We start from the raw sequence: 16,721 nt of genomic DNA on the forward strand, positions 1-16,721 counted from the left end.
TTCGCTCACTATCGATTCGCTATCTGTTTATCGTTCTTCGGCCAGTTATCCGGCGGTATGTTCATCAACCGCAAGGCCCCGCCTACCGCCCGTGAAAACAGTGGTGCCGCCACCTCACCACCGTAATATTCCTGTCCTTTCGGGTTATCCACTACGGCCACGGCTACAATGCGTGGATTACTCGCCGGCGCCATACCGGCAAAAAACGACATATACTGATCATCCAGATATCCCGCCTGCCCTACTTTATGTACCGTGCCGGTTTTGCCTGCCACCCGATAACCGGCAACAGCCGCGCGACGTCCGGTACCTTTACGGCTGATCACCGTTTCCATCATCTCGCGCACATCCCTTGCCACCTGTGCAGGCATCACTCTGACCGGCTTACCGGCTTCGCTCTGCCGGATCAGGCTGACCGGACTGAGCACACCGTCATTAGCCAGCGCCAGATAAGACTGCGCTAACTGCAGCGGTGTCACCGACAAACCATAGCCATAGGACATAGTTGCCCGCTCCAGCACCTGGCGCTCATTCAGGAACGGCAGATAACCGCTACTCTCCCCGGGAAAACCGATCCCTGTCGGCCGCCCGAAGCCAAGGTTGTGGTGCAGATTACGTACTGAGCCATTTGGCAGGCTCAGCGATAATTTAGTAACACCTACGTTGCTCGACTTGGTAATAATTGTGGAAACGTCAATTTCACCGTAATTACGGTGATCTCGAATCGTCTTCCGTTTTACCCGCATATATCCGGGCGAAGTATCCACCATGGTGTGCGGCGTGTACTGGCCACTCATCAACGCTGCCGCCACGGTCATTGGCTTGACGGTAGAGCCCGGCTCAAAGGTATCGGTCAGCGCCCGGTTACGCAGCGCTGAAGATATACGCTGACGCGGGTCATTCGGGTTGTAGGATGGCTGGTTCACCATCGCCAGAACCTCACCGGTCGCCGCATCCAGCATCACCATTGAACCGCCATCCGCATTATGTGCCTTAACCGCGGCTTTCAGTTCACGGTAAGCCAGATACTGTAATCGCAGATCGATACTCAACTGAATATCATTACCATGCTGCGCCGGCTGCACCTCGCGAATGTGCTTGATCGTCCGTCCCAGACGATCCTTCATCACCAACTGTCTGCCCGACTCCGCCTGCAACCAGTCTTCATAAGCCAGCTCGATTCCCTCCTGGCCTTTCCCATCCAAATTGGTAAAACCGACCAGATGCGTAGTCACCTCGGCGGCCGGATAGTACCGTTTATATTCCCGGTCCACATGAATCCCCGGAATCCGCAAAGCCCTGACTTGCTCTGCCAGCTCAGGGGTGACCTGACGCTGCAGATAGAGAAAGCGCCGGCTGCGATTCTCTGCCAGCTTAGCCGTCAGCATCTTACGGTTGGTTTTCAGCAACACCGCCAACTGCGCCAACCCGCTGTGCTGCAGATCCGCCATCTTCGGATCCGCCCAGATAGTAGCCACCGGCGCACTCACCGCCAGAGGCTCACCATTGCGGTCTTTAATAATGCCCCGGTGGGCAGGTACCTGAATGGTTCGCAGGCTACGCGCGTCCCCCTGGGTCTGGAGGAATTCCTGCTCATCCACATAGAGGCTGAGCATGCGCCCCATAATCCCCCCCATGACCAGCAACAGCAGAATCAGCACCAACCAAAGGCGCCAACCACGACTGACTGCTGCTTCTGCTTTATCGCTCATGGGTCACTATCTCTATCTGTTCCACATCCGGTACTTTCATACCTAGCTGTTTAGCCGCCTGCTGTTCGACCCGGTTATTGGCCGCCCATGCACTCTGCTCCAGCAACAACTGTCCCCACTCAACCTGAAGTTCATCCCGTTGTGTGATCAGCTCCTGATGCTGGTTAAACAGCTGACGATATTCAAAAGCACTCATAATCACGGCAAGGCTGGACAGAATCAGTACAACCGCCAGCAACAAGATCACCAGAAAAGGCCGCAACAACTCTTCTGCACTGAGGAACACACCCTCAGCGACCGGCTCGGACTCCCCCCGCTCAGGGAGCAGACGCTGGAGCCAGGCCTTAAGCTGCATCAGGCCACCTTCTCCGCCACACGCATCACAGCACTGCGAGCACGCACGTTATCCTGGGTTTCACTACTGCTTGCCTTAACCGCTTTACCCACCTGTTTCAGGCGAATTTTCAGCATATCCTGAGTCACCGGAATGCCCGGCGGCAGGTGCTCATCCCCCTTCACATGCTGACGGATAAAGCGCTTAACAATCCGGTCTTCCAGTGAGTGAAAGCTGATGACGACCAGACGCCCTCCCACCCGCAGCATATCCAGTGCCTGATCCAGACAATTTTCCAGATCTTCCAGTTCCCGGTTGATATGAATCCGGATTCCCTGAAACGCACGCGTCGCCGGGTTTTTACCCTTTTCCCAGGCCGGATTCGCTTCAGCAATAATCTTCGACAACCGGGCCGTTGTGGTAATCGGCGCCTCTTCACGCTGAGCAACGATCGCCCGGGCCATCCGTCGGGAGAACTTCTCTTCGCCGTAGGTGTAGATCACATCAGCGATCTCCTGCTCATCGGCGCGGGCGATCCAATCCGCCGCGCTTTCACCGCGCGTCGTATCCATCCGCATATCCAGAGGGCCGTCATTCAGAAAACTGAAGCCCCGTGATGCATCATCCAGTTGTGGTGATGAAACCCCCAGATCCAGCAGCACCCCATCCACTTTGCCATCCATGCTGCGTTCAGTTACAAACTGCTGCAACTGAGCAAAGCTGCCATGGGCAATCGAGAAACGGGGCTCGTCGGCAAATCTCTCTTCAGCATGGCTGATCGCCTGAGGGTCTTTATCGATCCCCAGCAAACGCCCCTGATCCGATAACTGATCCAGCACCAGTGCGGAGTGCCCGCCACGGCCGAAGGTACCATCCACATAGAAGCCGGACGCATCCTGAACCAGTGCATCCACTGCTTCATTCAGCAATACCGTAATGTGTTTAAATTCCTGGCTCATCTATGTGTCTCTTTATTGGTTTACAACGACAGATTCTGAAGCTCTTCCGGCATCGCCATGCCACCTTCAACATCCTGAAGGTACTCTTCCCGGGTAGCCATCCAGCGCTCTTCGCTCCAGATCTCAAACTTTTGCCCCTGACCGAGCAGCACCACCTTTTTATCCAGCTCGGCGTATTCGCGCAGCGGCGCAGGCAGCAGTAAGCGCCCGCTACCATCCATATCAATATCAGTCGCATGACCGATCAGCAGCCGCTGAATACGTCGGGCGGCCGGATTAAAACTGGGCAACGCTTCAATTTTTTCCTGAATGGTTTCCCACTCTTCCAGCGGGTATAGCAGCAGACAGCGTTCCTCCGTATCAATCGTTGCTACGAGCTGGCCAGCACAACAACTCGTGAGCTTGTCACGATAGCGTGCCGGAACGGCCATGCGCCCCTTAGCATCCAGATTGATTTGATTAACACCCCTGAACATTTCTCAGCCTTTAAACCCACTCAAAAACCAAATTTACCCACTTTTACCCACTTTATCCCACTAAAGCACACTATAGAAACTAACCCCAACTAAAGCAAGGCTGAAAAGCGGTGAAACAGGCGTTTAAACCGGTCTGTATTAGCCAGATAAATACAGACGCATGGCATTAACCAGAGAGGCGAAAAAAGAGTTATTTAAAAACAGACAATTACATAGAGAAGACGCACAAATCGCTGTTTTTCAGCAACAGCGACCTGAACATAAAGAATGATGAGGAGTTTGCCGGTAAGCCGGGTTCTGTCGTGGACAGTCATTCATCTGGGATGCATGTCACCATGCACCTCAAGCAACCTACCCGGTTCCAGCGCGGGTCACGCCTGTAGGAACCCTATTTGGTCTTGCTCCGAGTGGGGTTTACCCTGCCGTGGAATGTTGCCACCCACGCGGTGCGCTCTTACCGCACCATTTCAACCTTACCGGCATCCCGATCCGAAAACCGGGCGCTTAGGCGGTATATTTTCTGCTGCACTGGCCGTCGGCTCGCGCCGCCCAGACGTTATCTGGCACTCTACCCTTTGGAGCCCGGACTTTCCTCCACCCTTGCGGGCAGCGACTGCCTGGCAAACTCCTCGGCGCGGATTCTAACAAAGCCGGCAGCAATTAGCGATCCAAAGCCGCCTGATAAAGCACCTTTTTCTTAAGGCCGGTCAATTTAGCCGCCAGAGAGGCCGCCTGACTGGCAGGCAACTCAGCCAACAGTATATCCAGCACCTCCAGTGCCCGCGCATCGAGCTCAGGCTTTTGCTCAGATGAAACACCTTCAACCAGCACGACAAACTCACCGCGCTGCTGATTACTGTCAGATTCCATCCACTCGAGCAATGCCGACAACTTATCCACATGGATAGTCTCATAGGTTTTGGTCAGCTCACGCGCCACCGCAACCCGGCGCTCAGCACCGAAAACCTCCAGCATATCTTTAATGGATGCAAGAATGCGGTGCGGTGACTCATAGAAGATCAGGGTTCGGGATTCATCAAGCAGGCCTTTTAACTGCTGCTTCCGTGCACTGGCCTTATGCGGCAAGAACCCCTCAAACACAAAACGATCCGTCGGCAACCCGGCGGCGGACAACGCCGCCACAAACGCCACACAACCGGGCACAGGTACTACCCGATATCCCTGCTCACGCACACCTTTGACTACGACGTAACCCGGATCCGAGATCAGCGGCGTTCCGGCATCGGAAATCAGCGCGACGCTGGAACCGGAAGCCAACTGGTGTACAATCGACTCTATTCGCTGGCGTTCGTTGTGCTCATGGACGGAAACAAGGCGGGTATCGATACCAAAATGCGCCATCAAACGGGCACTATGCCGGGTGTCCTCAGCAGCAATCAGCTCAACTTGCTGCAATACTTCGACCGCGCGCGGCGTCATATCCTGCAGATTCCCGATAGGTGTTGCTACAACGTACAGTGCGGGTTCTAACATTACCGATACCATCCTCAAACTTGGGTTGAGAAGTATATGAAATTTCAGTGGCGCCTGTCTCTTTCAGCCATCCTTATCAGCATTATTATCAGTGGTTGTTCAACACCAACTTCGATGTCGCAGGCTCCACAGAGCGCTGCCGACAGGGATCAGGCACGAATTACCCGCCTGCTCGACCAGGCTGATTCAGCAAAACCCATCAAAGCCGCCGAACTGCGCGCAGAAGCCGCTGAGCTGCTGATTGCGCTGGGCAACAAAGAACAGGCCGCTCTGGTACTGGATCAGATTGAGATCAGCCTGCTGCCACCGGCTCTGCGCTTCGACATTGCTAAACTGCAAGCCCAGAGCGCTATAGAGCAGAATCGGCCGGAACGGGCTTTGCAACAACTTGATGCATTAGAAAAATCCGGCGAAGCGCCCCTGGCAACCGAGCAGCAGATTACTGTCCTGAAAATGCAGGCCGCTGCCTATCGCCTGCAGCAGGCGCTTTACAGCGAAACCCGTGCACTGATCAGGCTCAGCCTGCTACTGGATACCGATGCAGCCAGACAGATGCTGCACAATCAGATCTGGAGCAACCTGTTGCAACTGCAGCCCGATACACTCAACCAGCTACTGCGCAGCGGCCAGAACAACTACTTTGAACAGGGCTGGCTCGAACTGATCAACGAACTGAGCAGCCACACGCAACTGGATAGCCAGTTTCAGGCGCTGCGAAACTGGGGCCTACTCTGGGAAGCCCACCCGGCCCTGAAACTCCCGCCAGATGCACTGGCAGGCCTTAATCAGGACACCCTGAGCAGCGGCAAGATCGCGGTACTCCTTCCTTTCAGCGGCAACCTCAGCAAACCTGCCAACGCCATCAAAGAAGGCCTGATGACCGCCTACCTGCGCGACCAGCAACCCGGGCGCACACCACCCGAACTTCTGTTTCTGGATTCCACCCAGATCAACACCCCGCTGCAACTGGCCAGCATTATCGAAGAGCAGGGCATAGAACTGGTCATCGGCCCGCTGAATAAAGACTATGTCTCCGCCCTGATGGCAGATACCCGTATCACCACGCCGATTCTGGCGCTTAACTATACCGATTCAGGCTACCGCGAAGGCCTCTACCAGTTCGGACTGTCGGCCGAAGATGAAGCGAGACAGATCGCTGAGCAGGCATGGAGTGAAGGTGTTCGTACTGCCGCAGTTCTGACCCCGGCAACACACTGGGGAGAAAAAATCAGCCAGGCATTCAGTGAGCATTTCCGAAACCTCGGCGGCACGGTGGCCAGCCATCAGGCCTTTGGCCAGACTGCAGAATTTTCTGACGATGTCAGCCATTTTCTGGCTACTGATAACAGCAAAGCCCGGTATCGCAAAATTCGCGAAGTACTTTATACCCGCAAGGTGGAGTTTGAAGAGCATCGCCGACAGGATATCGACGCAATCATCCTGTCAGCCCTGCCTAACGACGCGCGCCAGCTAAAACCGATCCTGGCTTTCAACTTTGCAGGCAACCTGCCTATTTATGCCACTTCACACGTTTTCAGCGGCAGCCCGTCCCCGGTACAGGATCAGGACTTGAACGATGTCCGTTTTGTCGACACCCCCTGGAGCCTTGGGCCACCATCACAGGACAAAATCCTGATCTCGCAGCAACGCAATGACACAAACAGCCGCTTCGGCCGCCTGTATGCGCTCGGACTGGATGCCTACCGAATTCACCCCTACCTTCGACAGCTCAGCGCCCTGCCCGGAACTGAGATCAATGGCGAAACAGGTCAGCTCAGCATATCCGCCGACGGCGTTGTTCGCCGCAAGCTGATCTGGGCAGTTTACAGCGAAGGACTCCCACAACTGGCCCAATAATGTAGAGACTATGGACAGACAGCAGCGCGGCAAGGATGCCGAACAGCAAGCGGAACAATACCTCTGCCAGCAAAAGCTCAAACTGCTTGAGCGCAATTATCACTGTCGCTTCGGCGAGATTGACCTGATAATGCAAACCCGGGACACGCTGGTATTTGTCGAGGTCAGATTTCGCCGCAGCGCTCATTTTGGCGGCGCTGCGGCCTCAGTCACACCCAGCAAGCAGCGCAAAATAATCAAAACCGCTCAGCACTTTCTCAGCACCCACCCACAGCACAACAACAAAAATTGCCGTTTTGATGTCATTGCATTCGAATATGGTGCAGCGCAAGAGCAGCCGCTGTGGTATAAAGATGCCTTTAGAATTTAAGCATCAAATCTAAGGACAGCATGGAACTCGAAGACCGCATTGTCAGCCAGTTTCACAACTCAATGGAGATCAATGCGATAACCATTGAGCAGTACACACCGCTTATTGCCCATGCTGGCGAACTTTTACTGCACTGCCTTGTCAACGAGAACAAGATTCTCTGCTCGGCCAACGGCGCCTCCTCATCATTAGGGCAACATTTCACCACCCTGTTGATGAACCGTTTTCGCCATGAACGGCCCGGGCTTCCGGCAATCAACCTGAACTCCGATGGAGCAACCCTGAGCGCCATCTGTGAAGACAGCAGCTTCATGGACACTCAGGCTAAACAGATCCACGCCCTTGGCCAGCCGGGAGACATCCTGCTGCTGATTACGCCCCATGGTCGCTCCAGCAATCTGGTTCAGGCGATTCAGGCAGCCCACGACCGGGAGATGACGGTAATTGTCCTGAATGGTTCGGATGGCGGTGATATCACCGCACTGCTAAGCCCGGAAGAGATTGAGATCTGCATCCCCAGCGACGAGCAATCGCTGGTTCATCACGCACAGCTTCTGGTGGTACATGCACTGTGCGATTTAATTGACTATCAACTGTTTGGAAGCGACTAATGTTTAACACTAAAACGCTTTTACTGGCCTCCGGATTAAGCCTGTCAGTCGTAATCAGCGGCTGCTCTGATGTCATCAGCGCCGGACGTGAACAACCGATCAAAGAAGACCCGGGCCACCGCACCGTAGGCTCTTATCTGGATGATGAAGTCATCGAAACACTCTCTCTGGTCAACCTGAATAAAGGCTCAGAGCAGATGAAAGCCTCCAACATCAGCGTCACCAGCTATAACGGCGTAGTGCTTCTGACTGGTCAGGCACCCAGCGAAAGCGCCCGTCAGGAAGCTGAACAGATCGTCAGCCAGGTACGCAAAGTACGTAAAATTCACAACGAAATTAAAATTTCCGGAATCAGCTCCACCATCGCACGCACCAATGACACATGGCTGACCACTAAGGTGAAGAGCGAACTGCTACTCAACAAGTCTATCGACGGCTCCCGCATCAAAGTAGTAACCGATAGCAGCACAGTTTATCTGATGGGTCTGGTCAACCAGCAGGAAGCAGACAACGCAATCCTGATTGTGCGTAACATTGCCGGCGTAGAAAAGATCGTTAAGGTTTTTGAATACGTTAACCGCTAAGCACTGTCCGCCGCCAGCATTGCTGGCGGCAATCCCTTCTATTTAACAACTTTCAAACTTGGCTTCCCGTCCGCCTTCGTCTTCGATGGCGCCGGCGTTGCTTCAACGTCGCTCTCTGCAGACTCCACCTCTGCCACCTCCGCTGACAGATAAGACTCCGCACCGGGCTCTGCCCCAAAGCCCATGCCCTGACCATTTTCACGCGCATAGATAGCCAGCAAGGCCTTCATAGGCACATACACATCCATCGGCTGACCGGAAAACCGGGCATTAAATGACACCGCCTGATCATCCATATAGAAGTTACGAACCGCCGACGGATTAATATTCAGTACAATCTGGCCATTTTCGACAAACTGGGTTGGTACCGTCACATCTTCAGCAGTCGCATCAACCAGCAGGTGAGGCGTCAGATCGTTATCCAGTAACCACTCATAAAGCGCGTTAACAATATAAGGACGGCTTGGTTTTATCATCTCAGATTACTCGCGTTTTTCAGACATAAAAAAAGGGATGATAGCTCACCCCTTTTCAGAATAGAGTTTGCACTTAATCGCGCATTTCCCGCTCTGCTTCAGACAGGCTGGCCTGGAAGGATTCACGCTCAAACAGGCGATCCATGTATTTTACCAGAGGACGACACTGATCTTCAGGCAGCTCGATACCCAGCAACGGCAATCTCCAGAGCAGAGGTGCCAGGCAGCAATCTACCAGCGTAAACTCTTCACTCATAAAGAAAGGCTTTTCAACAAAGATCGGTGAGATCGACACCAGACTGTCACGCAGCTCTTTACGCAGCGCTTCAGCAGCATCCTCATCATCTGCCATAGCAGCAGCGATAATCTGATCCGCCAGATCACACCAGTCGCGCTGGATACGATACATATACAGACGACTTTCCGCACGGGCTACAGGATAAACCGGCAGCAGCGGCGGATGAGGAAAACGCTCATCAAGGTATTCCATCATAACGTTCGGCTCGTACAGAACCAGATCGCGATCCAGCAAAGTCGGCAGACTATTGTATGGATTCACTGATGTCAGATCCTCAGGCAGATCTGCCTCATCGCAATCGTGAATTTCTACAGCCACACCCTTTTCAGCCAGCACGATACGTACACGATGGCTGTACTGGTCTTCACCATTAGAATAAAAGGACATGGAAGAACGTTTTGCCACGACACCCATTAACGATTCCCCTTTTCAGAAACAGATACGCGGCCCCTCGAAAGGAGCCGCGTCAGAAACAATGCGATTATATCACAAAGCTATTAGTGTACGTCTTTCCAGAACTCTTTCTTCAGCGCATAAGCCAGGAAGAAGAACAGGAACAGGAAGATCAGCACGTAGGTACCAATACGGTGAGAATCCAGCTTAGACGGCTCACCCATGTACACCATAAAGTTCACCAGGTCATAAACAACCTTGTCGAACTCTTCAGGAGACAGCTCACCCGTACCCTTCTCAACAGATGCACAGTTGTTCAGAGGCGTGTTAGTCAGCGGATCAATACCTTCGCCGCGCATACCGTGAGCATGCATATCATCCCAGCTACAGTTTGCAGTAACAACACCCTGCAGAGGACCCAGTACGTTTGGCATACCTACATCCTTGAACACCGCATTGTTCACGCCCCATGGACGGGAATCATCAGCGTAGAAGCTACGCAGGTAAGTGTACAGCCAGTCAGGACCACGCAGACGCGCTTCCAGAGTCAGATCCGGTGGCGGGTTACCAAACCACTTGCCCGCATCTGCTTTGGACATAGCGATCGTCATCTGCTCACCAACCTTCTGATCACCAAAGATCATATGCTCAGCAACCAGCTCCGGATTCATACCCAAATCCACTGCTGCACGCTCATAACGCTGATACTCCGCGGAGTGACAGCCCATGCAGTAGTTTACAAACGTTTTCATACCACGCTGCAGGGATGCCTGATTGTGCAGATCGACATCCATGTGGTCCAGGTGGCCCTTGGAACCTGCGGCGCTAGCAGCCAGAGGCAGCGCCGCCATTACTAATGCGATTAAAAACTTTTTCATTAGCCTGTAACCCTTTCTGGAACCGGTTTAGTGCTTTCCATTTTGGTGTAGAACGGCATCAGGAAGAAGTACGCGAAGTACACCGCAGTACAGATCTGAGCCACCAGAGTACGTGTTGGAGTGGACGCAACAACACCCAGATAACCCAGAATAACGAAACTGATGCAGAACAGAACCAGCATAAGCTTGCTCATCATGCCTTTGTAACGAATGGATTTAACCGGGCTGCGATCCAGCCAGGGCAGCACAAACAGGATAGCGATCGCACCACCCATCACAACAACACCCGGGAACTGAGATCCGGCGATAGGCGGAATAGCTCGCAGCATTGCGTAGAATGGCGTGAAGTACCATACCGGAGCAATATGCTCAGGCGTTTTCAGCGGGTTAGCCGGTTCGAAGTTTGGCGCCTCGATCAGGTAACCACCCCCTTCAGGGAAGAAGAAGATAACCGCACAGAAAACAAACAGGAACACAACCACACCCACAATATCCTTAACGGAGTAGTAAGGGTGGAAAGGAATACCATCAACCGGTACACCGTTCTCATCTTTATTGTCTTTAATCTCAATGCCGTCAGGGTTGTTAGAACCCACTTCGTGCAGTGCAATGATGTGCAGAACAACCAGTGCCAGCAGAACGATTGGCAGCGCCACAACGTGCAGAGAGAAGAAACGGTTCAGAGTAATTCCGGAGATCAGGTAGTCACCACGAATCCACTCAGCCAGATCAGGCCCGATCACCGGAACCGCAGCAAACAGGGAAACGATTACCTGCGCACCCCAGTAAGACATCTGACCCCATGGCAGCAGGTAACCCATGAAGGCTTCAGCCATCAGCGCCAGGTAGATTGTCATACCGAACAGCCATACCAGCTCACGCGGCTTACGGTAAGAACCGTACATCATGCCACGCAGCATGTGCAGGTAAACCACCACGAAGAATGCTGAAGCACCGGTAGAGTGCATGTAACGCAGCAACCAACCATACTCAACGTCACGCATGATGTATTCGATAGACGCAAACGCACCTTCCGCAGAAGGGTTGTAGTTCATCGTCAGCCAGATACCGGTCAGGATCTGGTTAACCAGCACCAGCAGTGCCAGAGAACCGAAGAAATACCAGAAGTTGAAGTTCTTCGGTGCGTAGTATTTGGACAGATGATCTTCCCACATCGCAGTTGCCGGGAAACGGTCATCAATCCACCCCATGAAGCCAGGGTTTCCTTTATTGCGGGTACCAGCCATTATGCAGTCTCCTGATCTACACCAACGATGATCACATTGTCGCTCTCATAATGATGAGGCGGAATCACCAGGTTCTGTGGTGCCGGGGAGCCGTTCATTACACGACCCGACAGGTCAAAACGGGAACCGTGACATGGGCAGTAGTAGCCACCTACCCAATCTTCACCCAGATCGGCCGGAGCCACTTCCGGACGGTAAGTTGGAGAACAACCCAGATGTGTACAGATACCTACCAGAACAGCGATATCATCGCGCAGTGCACGGTTAGCTGTTTTAGGTACGTATGCAGGCTGATTGGAAGTTTCAGAATTCGGATCCTGAAGATTGCCATCCAGCTTAGCCAGATTCGCCAGCGCTTCTTCGCCACGACGCACAATCCATACAGGCTTGCCACGCCATTTCACGACTGCCTGCTGACCTGGCTCCAGCTTGCTGATATCCACCTTTACAGGTGCACCAGCGGTCTTAGCCTTTGCACTTGGGTTCCAAGAAGCTACGAATGGGACTGCTGCTCCCACGGCACCTACCGCACCCACTGCGGATGTAGCACCGATCAGGAGACGGCGCCGACCCTTATTCACGCCATCATTGCTCATTAAGATTATCTCCCCTCAATCGACCTTATTTTGCTGCTCTGCAGAAGCAGAAGCATTCTGGCCGCTAAGAATTATAAAGCTACGGAATCGTGTACCTTAAAAATGGCCCAAATAGTAAAGAAAATACCCCTTTCTTACAAGGTGAATTGGCGATTTTCCCAACTTGTTAGGCCAAAGTCTTGACCTGATGCAGAGCAAAAAAAAACGCCTGCTCCAATACAGGAGAAGGCGTTTTTTCTGAATCGGGATTGCTCCGCGAAAAAGCGTATTAACGCTTGGAGAACTGTGGCTTCTTACGCGCTTTACGCAGACCCACTTTCTTACGCTCAACCATACGTGCATCACGGGTAACGTAACCCGCTTCACGCAGTGCAGGACGCAGAGTTTCATCGAACTCCATCAGCGCACGAGTGATACCGTGACGAATCGCACCAGCCTGACCGAAGCCGCCACCGCCTTTAACGGTTACAACAACATCAAACGCTTCCAGATTGTTAGTCAGTTCCAGAGGCTGACGAACGATCATGCGCGCAGTTTCACGACCGAAGTATTCTTCGATAGTGCGGTTGTTGATAGTGATTGCACCTGTACCTGGACGCAGGAAAACACGAGCAGTAGAAGTTTTACGACGACCTGTACCGTAATACTGTGTAGTAGACATGATTTTCCTTCCCCTTAGATGTTCAGTTCTTTAGGCTGCTGAGCCTGGTGCGGATGTTCTGCACCAGCGTATACTTTCAGCTTGGCGTACATAGCACGACCCAGAGGACCTTTTGGCAGCATGCCTTTAACAGCCAGCTCGATAGTGCGCTCAGGGAAAGTTTCTACCATTTTATCGAAAGATGCTTCTTTCAGACCACCTGGGAAGCCAGTGTGGTGGTAGTACATTTTGTCCTTACGCTTGTTACCGGTAACGCCTACTTTCTCAGCGTTAACAACTACGATATAGTCACCAGTATCAACGTGTGGAGTGTATTCTGGCTTATGCTTGCCACGCAGACGGCGTGCAATTTCAGTAGCCAGACGACCCAGAGTTTTACCTTCTGCGTCAACAACGTACCAGTCGCGTTTTACTTCGGCTGGTTTAGCGACGAATGTTTTCATCTGTATAGCCTTCACTAGACTCAGATCTCGTTGATTTTATTAATAAAATCGACCGACCTGACTTATAATTATTTGTTGCCGCAGCATCTCTGCAACAACTCGCTTGTGCCTGCCTCCCGCAAGAGCGGAAAACAGGGAGCGCGCATTATATATATGCGCACCAGGTACTGCAAGGAAAAAGTAACCCGGAGTGAGGGACTAACTATCTGATTCGAACCACCGTCAAACCACAAGCCCTTTCCGGCAGCGAACCGTTCAGGCCCGATGCTCCCTTGCCAGGTATTCGTGAGACTGCATCTCCAGCAACCGGCTCTGAGTACGCTCAATCTCAAATTCCAGACGCCCTTCACTGTAGATTTCATGAATAGGCTTTTCAGCACTGAGGATCAGTTTCACGCCACTGTCGTAGAACTCATCTACCATATTGATAAAGCGGCGTGCCGCATCATCATTGGAGCGACCCAGCTGCGGCACATTACCGACCAGCACTGCATGGAAGATCTTCGCCAGTTCAATATAGTCGTTCTGAGAGCGCGGCCCTTCACAGATATCCTTAAAATCAAACCAGACCACATCTTCACAGCAACGGCGGGTCTGCATATTACGGCCATTCACATCCAGCACTTCAGCCTCGACCACCTCTTCCAGATCCGGCGCCAGGCTTTCAAAACTACGATTCAGACTCTCATCTGCTTTGGAATCCAGCGGGTAGTGATAGAGCTCCGCCTGCTCCAGCGCACGCAGACGATAATCAACCCCACCATCCACATTCACTACTTCTGTAAACCGGTTCAGCATATCAATTGCCGGCAGGAATCGGGCCCGTTGCAATCCGTCTTTGTACAAACCGTCCGGTACAATATTTGAGGTTGCCACCAAAGCCACGCCGTTATTGAACAGCTCCTGCAGCAAGCCACCGAGTATCATTGCGTCGGTGATATCGGTAACAAAGAATTCATCAAAACAGATAATCCGGGTTTCAGAGGCGTATTTCTTGCCGATCTCTACCAACGGATTAGCCGTACCATCCAACGCTTTCAGCTCAGCATGCACACGCTGCATAAAACGGTGGAAATGGGTGCGCATCTTTTGTTCAAAAGGCAGACTGTCGTAGAAGGTATCCATCAGATAGGTCTTGCCGCGACCCACGCCACCCCAGAAATAGAGGCCTTTAACCGGCTCAACAGGCTCAGCTTTTTTCAGCTTGCTCTTGAGCCGCCCCATCAGACCTGATCGGGGCGCCGCAGGTTTCTGCGCAACCAGATCATCATACAGTCGCTGCAGGTGCTTGACCGCCATTTCCTGTGCGGGGTCGTAAGAGAAATCATCCCTTTGCAGATCTTGTTTGTATCGTTCTAATGGGGTCATTTTCAGTGCCAGTAATGTCAAAATTTAACCAGCGCGAACTTTACCGGCGAATCCGTCATTTAGCAAATGCAACATAAGGCGTAATCCGCCAACTCAGCAGCCCGAGAAGAGCGTTTTAAAAGGCTGCAGCGCGCTACGCGAAGTACAGGAAGCGGATTGTTTACACCGCAACAGGCGCAACCCAGAACCGGCGCTCTTTAAACGCCGATCAGGGAGGTCAACACCGGCAGCATAAACGCGGTAAAAGTTCCCGTCATAGCCATGGCAAGACCACCAAAGGCACCCGCAATCATGCCATACTCGAAGGCAAAGGCAGTGCCCATTGCGTGCGCCCCGACTCCCAGAACAAAGCCTTTCACAGCAGGGTCTTCAATTCTCAGCAGGCGATAGACCAGCGGCGCGATCAAACACCCCATCGCTCCGGTTATCAGCACCAGACCCGCAGCCAGTGAAGGGAACCCACCGATTTTTTCGGCAATGGCAATCGCGATGGGCGAAGTCACCGACTTAGGTGCAACCGTCATCAGCAGCGCGCGATCCAGCCCCATCCATGCCGCCAGCAAGATAGCAGAAACCGCCGCAACCAACGCACCTGATACTGACCCCAGCAACAAGGGCACCAACATCCGCCGCACCGTTGCCAGATGGTCATACAGCGGCACAGCCAGAGCGACGACGGCCGGGCCAAGCAAAAGATGGAGGTACTGCCCCCCCTGCATATAGGTTGGATAATCGGTATTGGTCAGATACAGCAGCAGTATGATCAGACTCAGAGACAACAGTACCGGATGCAGAAACGGCGTTTTTCCTGCCCGGCTGTTCAGCCAGGAAGCCAGAAGAAACACCACCAGCGTTACCACCAGCCAGGTTATTGGCTGAGACTGAAAATGCTGCCACAGACTCATTTTGACTCCTCCCCGGAGATAAATTTCCGCAGTAACAAGGCAACCACCAGCATGGTAATCAACGTACTGACAAACAACGACAGCAGTAACGCCCCCCAATACTCAGAGATAACGCCGAAGTGCTTCATCAGACCTACCCCGGCGGGCACTAACAGTAACGGCAGGATCTTCAGGATTCCCTCACTGCTCAACCTTAGCGAATCCGGCACCTTGCCATAGCCAATCAGCGCAAAAAACAGTACGACCATGCCCACCACAGATCCCGGCACAGGCACGCTGAGCATCCAAACCAGCAGCTCACCCAGCAACTGACAAAGCAACAGTATCAGAAACCCCTGTATCATCTTCAGCCCCTATACCAGCAATCCATACAACCGCCAGGATGCTGCGACCGCAAAACCGATAAAGAAAACCCCGGCAGCACGATGCACCCAGACCAGCGGCAGCTTTTGCAACACCACACGACCAAACACCACCCCCATCAGCGTTGTTAACGCCAACGCCATGGTACCGGCCAACCAGACGACTAAAGCAGGCTCAACCGCCGCCATGCCCGCAACCGAAAGCTGTGTTTTATCTCCCAGTTCGGCAAAAAAGATCAGCAGAAATACCGAAGCGATCAGGTGCGCCCCCACCTTTAACTCATCGTCTTCATCTTCATCTTCTGCTCTGAAAGCCTGAATACCGAAGAGCAAAAACAGCACCGCAACCACAGCCAGCACCACCTCCTGAGGGAGGTAAGCACTGATCGCAGCACCGAAAAGCACGGCAACCGTATTCAACACAGCAAAGGCAGCAACGCTGCCGATCACAATCGGCCATCCACGGCGGTATCTTGATGCTAAGGTCATGCAGACTAACTGACTCTTGTCACCGAACTCTGCCAGAAAGACCAGCAAAAAAACCTTAACAAAGGGCTCAAACAGCTCCATCCTAACTCCTGTATCAGCATACCGCAGCGCACCTTAACACAATTCCCCCGGCCTGCCCTGCCGAAGAATCACCGATCTCATTGAATTGCAGCCAGATCTTAACCCACCAGACGATGATCAATGTTAG

20 protein-coding genes and 1 other RNA gene are annotated in these 16,721 nt (G+C 52.9%); 4 read left to right on the forward strand and 17 right to left on the reverse strand.

Annotated features, from left to right (window positions below):
• Positions 1–8: 8 nt before the first annotated feature.
• The 6 genes from QUD59_RS03830 to rsmI all read right to left on the reverse strand — a co-directional run bounded on the left by QUD59_RS03830 (position 9) and on the right by rsmI (position 4,975).
• Positions 9–1,712, reverse strand: a complete 1,704-nt coding sequence (locus QUD59_RS03830) for a peptidoglycan D,D-transpeptidase FtsI family protein (RefSeq protein WP_286239710.1) — start codon at positions 1,710–1,712, stop codon at positions 9–11.
• The gene (ftsL, locus tag QUD59_RS03835) at positions 1,702–2,067 is read right to left on the reverse strand and encodes a cell division protein FtsL (RefSeq protein WP_286239711.1); all 366 of its coding nucleotides are present in this window, start codon (positions 2,065–2,067) and stop codon (positions 1,702–1,704) included. The genes QUD59_RS03830 and ftsL overlap by 11 nt, the downstream gene beginning before the upstream one ends.
• Positions 2,067–3,005, reverse strand: a complete 939-nt coding sequence (rsmH, locus tag QUD59_RS03840) for a 16S rRNA (cytosine(1402)-N(4))-methyltransferase RsmH (protein WP_286239712.1) — start codon at positions 3,003–3,005, stop codon at positions 2,067–2,069. The genes ftsL and rsmH overlap by 1 nt, the downstream gene beginning before the upstream one ends.
• Positions 3,006–3,025: 20 nt before the next feature.
• Complete coding sequence (gene mraZ, locus QUD59_RS03845; protein WP_286239713.1) at positions 3,026–3,481, reverse strand: division/cell wall cluster transcriptional repressor MraZ; 456 nt, start codon at positions 3,479–3,481, stop codon at positions 3,026–3,028.
• Between the two features lie 270 nt (positions 3,482–3,751).
• An RNA gene (gene rnpB, locus QUD59_RS03850) (RNase P RNA component class A) lies at positions 3,752–4,110 on the reverse strand.
• A gap of 31 nt (positions 4,111–4,141) precedes the next feature.
• Positions 4,142–4,975, reverse strand: a complete 834-nt coding sequence (gene rsmI / locus QUD59_RS03855; RefSeq protein WP_286239714.1) for a 16S rRNA (cytidine(1402)-2'-O)-methyltransferase — start codon at positions 4,973–4,975, stop codon at positions 4,142–4,144.
• A 36-nt stretch (positions 4,976–5,011) separates the two neighbouring features.
• On the opposite strand from rsmI, the gene QUD59_RS03860 reads away from it, so the two are divergent.
• From QUD59_RS03860 to QUD59_RS03875, 4 genes are read left to right on the forward strand one after another with little or no spacing between them, the layout of a single operon-like run.
• The gene (locus QUD59_RS03860) at positions 5,012–6,832 is read left to right on the forward strand and encodes a penicillin-binding protein activator (protein ID WP_286239715.1); all 1,821 of its coding nucleotides are present in this window, start codon (positions 5,012–5,014) and stop codon (positions 6,830–6,832) included.
• A 10-nt stretch (positions 6,833–6,842) separates the two neighbouring features.
• Positions 6,843–7,202 (forward strand): YraN family protein, encoded by a 360-nt coding sequence (locus QUD59_RS03865; RefSeq protein WP_286239716.1) that lies wholly within the window; start codon positions 6,843–6,845, stop codon positions 7,200–7,202.
• A 20-nt stretch (positions 7,203–7,222) separates the two neighbouring features.
• Positions 7,223–7,813, forward strand: coding sequence for an SIS domain-containing protein (locus QUD59_RS03870; RefSeq protein WP_286239717.1), 591 nt, complete (start codon positions 7,223–7,225; stop codon positions 7,811–7,813).
• Positions 7,813–8,397 (forward strand): BON domain-containing protein, encoded by a 585-nt coding sequence (locus QUD59_RS03875; protein WP_286239718.1) that lies wholly within the window; start codon positions 7,813–7,815, stop codon positions 8,395–8,397. Before QUD59_RS03870 ends, QUD59_RS03875 begins: the two co-directional genes overlap by 1 nt.
• 38 nt (positions 8,398–8,435) lie before the next feature.
• Here the strand turns inward: QUD59_RS03875 and QUD59_RS03880 are convergent, their stop codons facing one another.
• The 11 genes from QUD59_RS03880 to QUD59_RS03930 form a co-directional block, all read right to left on the reverse strand.
• Positions 8,436–8,870, reverse strand: coding sequence for a ClpXP protease specificity-enhancing factor (locus tag QUD59_RS03880; RefSeq protein ID WP_286240987.1), 435 nt, complete (start codon positions 8,868–8,870; stop codon positions 8,436–8,438).
• A gap of 76 nt (positions 8,871–8,946) precedes the next feature.
• Complete coding sequence (locus QUD59_RS03885; RefSeq protein ID WP_286239719.1) at positions 8,947–9,585, reverse strand: glutathione S-transferase N-terminal domain-containing protein; 639 nt, start codon at positions 9,583–9,585, stop codon at positions 8,947–8,949.
• 83 nt (positions 9,586–9,668) lie between these two features.
• Positions 9,669–10,442, reverse strand: coding sequence for a cytochrome c1 (locus QUD59_RS03890; protein WP_286239721.1), 774 nt, complete (start codon positions 10,440–10,442; stop codon positions 9,669–9,671).
• Positions 10,442–11,689: a cytochrome b gene (locus QUD59_RS03895; protein ID WP_286239723.1), complete on the reverse strand. Its 1,248-nt coding sequence runs from the start codon at positions 11,687–11,689 to the stop codon at positions 10,442–10,444. Before QUD59_RS03895 ends, QUD59_RS03890 begins: the two co-directional genes overlap by 1 nt.
• Positions 11,689–12,285 (reverse strand): ubiquinol-cytochrome c reductase iron-sulfur subunit, encoded by a 597-nt coding sequence (gene petA, locus QUD59_RS03900; protein WP_286239724.1) that lies wholly within the window; start codon positions 12,283–12,285, stop codon positions 11,689–11,691. The genes QUD59_RS03895 and petA overlap by 1 nt, the downstream gene beginning before the upstream one ends.
• Positions 12,286–12,553: 268 nt before the next feature.
• Positions 12,554–12,946, reverse strand: a complete 393-nt coding sequence (gene rpsI, locus QUD59_RS03905; RefSeq protein ID WP_286239726.1) for a 30S ribosomal protein S9 — start codon at positions 12,944–12,946, stop codon at positions 12,554–12,556.
• 14 nt (positions 12,947–12,960) lie between these two features.
• A complete protein-coding gene (rplM, locus tag QUD59_RS03910) occupies positions 12,961–13,389 on the reverse strand; it encodes a 50S ribosomal protein L13 (protein WP_286239727.1) in 429 nt (142 codons plus the stop codon).
• Positions 13,390–13,644: 255 nt separating this feature from the next.
• The gene (gene zapE / locus QUD59_RS03915; RefSeq protein ID WP_286239729.1) at positions 13,645–14,757 is read right to left on the reverse strand and encodes a cell division protein ZapE; all 1,113 of its coding nucleotides are present in this window, start codon (positions 14,755–14,757) and stop codon (positions 13,645–13,647) included.
• A gap of 197 nt (positions 14,758–14,954) precedes the next feature.
• Complete coding sequence (locus tag QUD59_RS03920) at positions 14,955–15,662, reverse strand: LrgB family protein (protein WP_286239730.1); 708 nt, start codon at positions 15,660–15,662, stop codon at positions 14,955–14,957.
• On the reverse strand, positions 15,659–16,006 hold the full coding sequence (locus QUD59_RS03925; RefSeq protein WP_286239732.1) for a CidA/LrgA family protein: 348 nt from the start codon (positions 16,004–16,006) through the stop codon (positions 15,659–15,661). Before QUD59_RS03925 ends, QUD59_RS03920 begins: the two co-directional genes overlap by 4 nt.
• 9 nt (positions 16,007–16,015) lie before the next feature.
• A complete protein-coding gene (locus tag QUD59_RS03930) occupies positions 16,016–16,594 on the reverse strand; it encodes a TMEM165/GDT1 family protein (protein WP_286239733.1) in 579 nt (192 codons plus the stop codon).
• Positions 16,595–16,721: the final 127 nt, after the last annotated feature.

This window comes from Neptuniibacter halophilus (assembly GCF_030295765.1).
In the GTDB taxonomy this organism is placed as follows: Bacteria; Pseudomonadota; Gammaproteobacteria; order Pseudomonadales; family Balneatricaceae; genus Neptuniibacter; species Neptuniibacter halophilus.

Bases quoted from the DNA above. Each gene is read 5' to 3' on its own strand.
- QUD59_RS03830 (WP_286239710.1), bottom strand. From the start codon at position 1,712: ATGAGCGATAAAGCAGAAGCAGCAGTCAGTCGTGGTTGGCGCCTTTGG.
- ftsL (WP_286239711.1), bottom strand. From the start codon at position 2,067: ATGCAGCTTAAGGCCTGGCTCCAGCGTCTGCTCCCTGAGCGGGGGGAG.
- rsmH (WP_286239712.1), bottom strand. From the start codon at position 3,005: ATGAGCCAGGAATTTAAACACATTACGGTATTGCTGAATGAAGCAGTG.
- mraZ (WP_286239713.1), bottom strand. From the start codon at position 3,481: ATGTTCAGGGGTGTTAATCAAATCAATCTGGATGCTAAGGGGCGCATG.
- rsmI (WP_286239714.1), bottom strand. From the start codon at position 4,975: ATGTTAGAACCCGCACTGTACGTTGTAGCAACACCTATCGGGAATCTG.
- QUD59_RS03860 (WP_286239715.1), top strand. From the start codon at position 5,012: ATGAAATTTCAGTGGCGCCTGTCTCTTTCAGCCATCCTTATCAGCATT.
- QUD59_RS03865 (WP_286239716.1), top strand. From the start codon at position 6,843: ATGGACAGACAGCAGCGCGGCAAGGATGCCGAACAGCAAGCGGAACAA.
- QUD59_RS03870 (WP_286239717.1), top strand. From the start codon at position 7,223: ATGGAACTCGAAGACCGCATTGTCAGCCAGTTTCACAACTCAATGGAG.
- QUD59_RS03875 (WP_286239718.1), top strand. From the start codon at position 7,813: ATGTTTAACACTAAAACGCTTTTACTGGCCTCCGGATTAAGCCTGTCA.
- QUD59_RS03885 (WP_286239719.1), bottom strand. From the start codon at position 9,585: ATGGGTGTCGTGGCAAAACGTTCTTCCATGTCCTTTTATTCTAATGGT.
- QUD59_RS03890 (WP_286239721.1), bottom strand. From the start codon at position 10,442: ATGAAAAAGTTTTTAATCGCATTAGTAATGGCGGCGCTGCCTCTGGCT.
- QUD59_RS03895 (WP_286239723.1), bottom strand. From the start codon at position 11,689: ATGGCTGGTACCCGCAATAAAGGAAACCCTGGCTTCATGGGGTGGATT.
- petA (WP_286239724.1), bottom strand. From the start codon at position 12,285: ATGAGCAATGATGGCGTGAATAAGGGTCGGCGCCGTCTCCTGATCGGT.
- rpsI (WP_286239726.1), bottom strand. From the start codon at position 12,946: ATGTCTACTACACAGTATTACGGTACAGGTCGTCGTAAAACTTCTACT.
- rplM (WP_286239727.1), bottom strand. From the start codon at position 13,389: ATGAAAACATTCGTCGCTAAACCAGCCGAAGTAAAACGCGACTGGTAC.
- zapE (WP_286239729.1), bottom strand. From the start codon at position 14,757: ATGACCCCATTAGAACGATACAAACAAGATCTGCAAAGGGATGATTTC.
- QUD59_RS03920 (WP_286239730.1), bottom strand. From the start codon at position 15,662: ATGAGTCTGTGGCAGCATTTTCAGTCTCAGCCAATAACCTGGCTGGTG.
- QUD59_RS03925 (WP_286239732.1), bottom strand. From the start codon at position 16,006: ATGATACAGGGGTTTCTGATACTGTTGCTTTGTCAGTTGCTGGGTGAG.
- QUD59_RS03930 (WP_286239733.1), bottom strand. From the start codon at position 16,594: ATGGAGCTGTTTGAGCCCTTTGTTAAGGTTTTTTTGCTGGTCTTTCTG.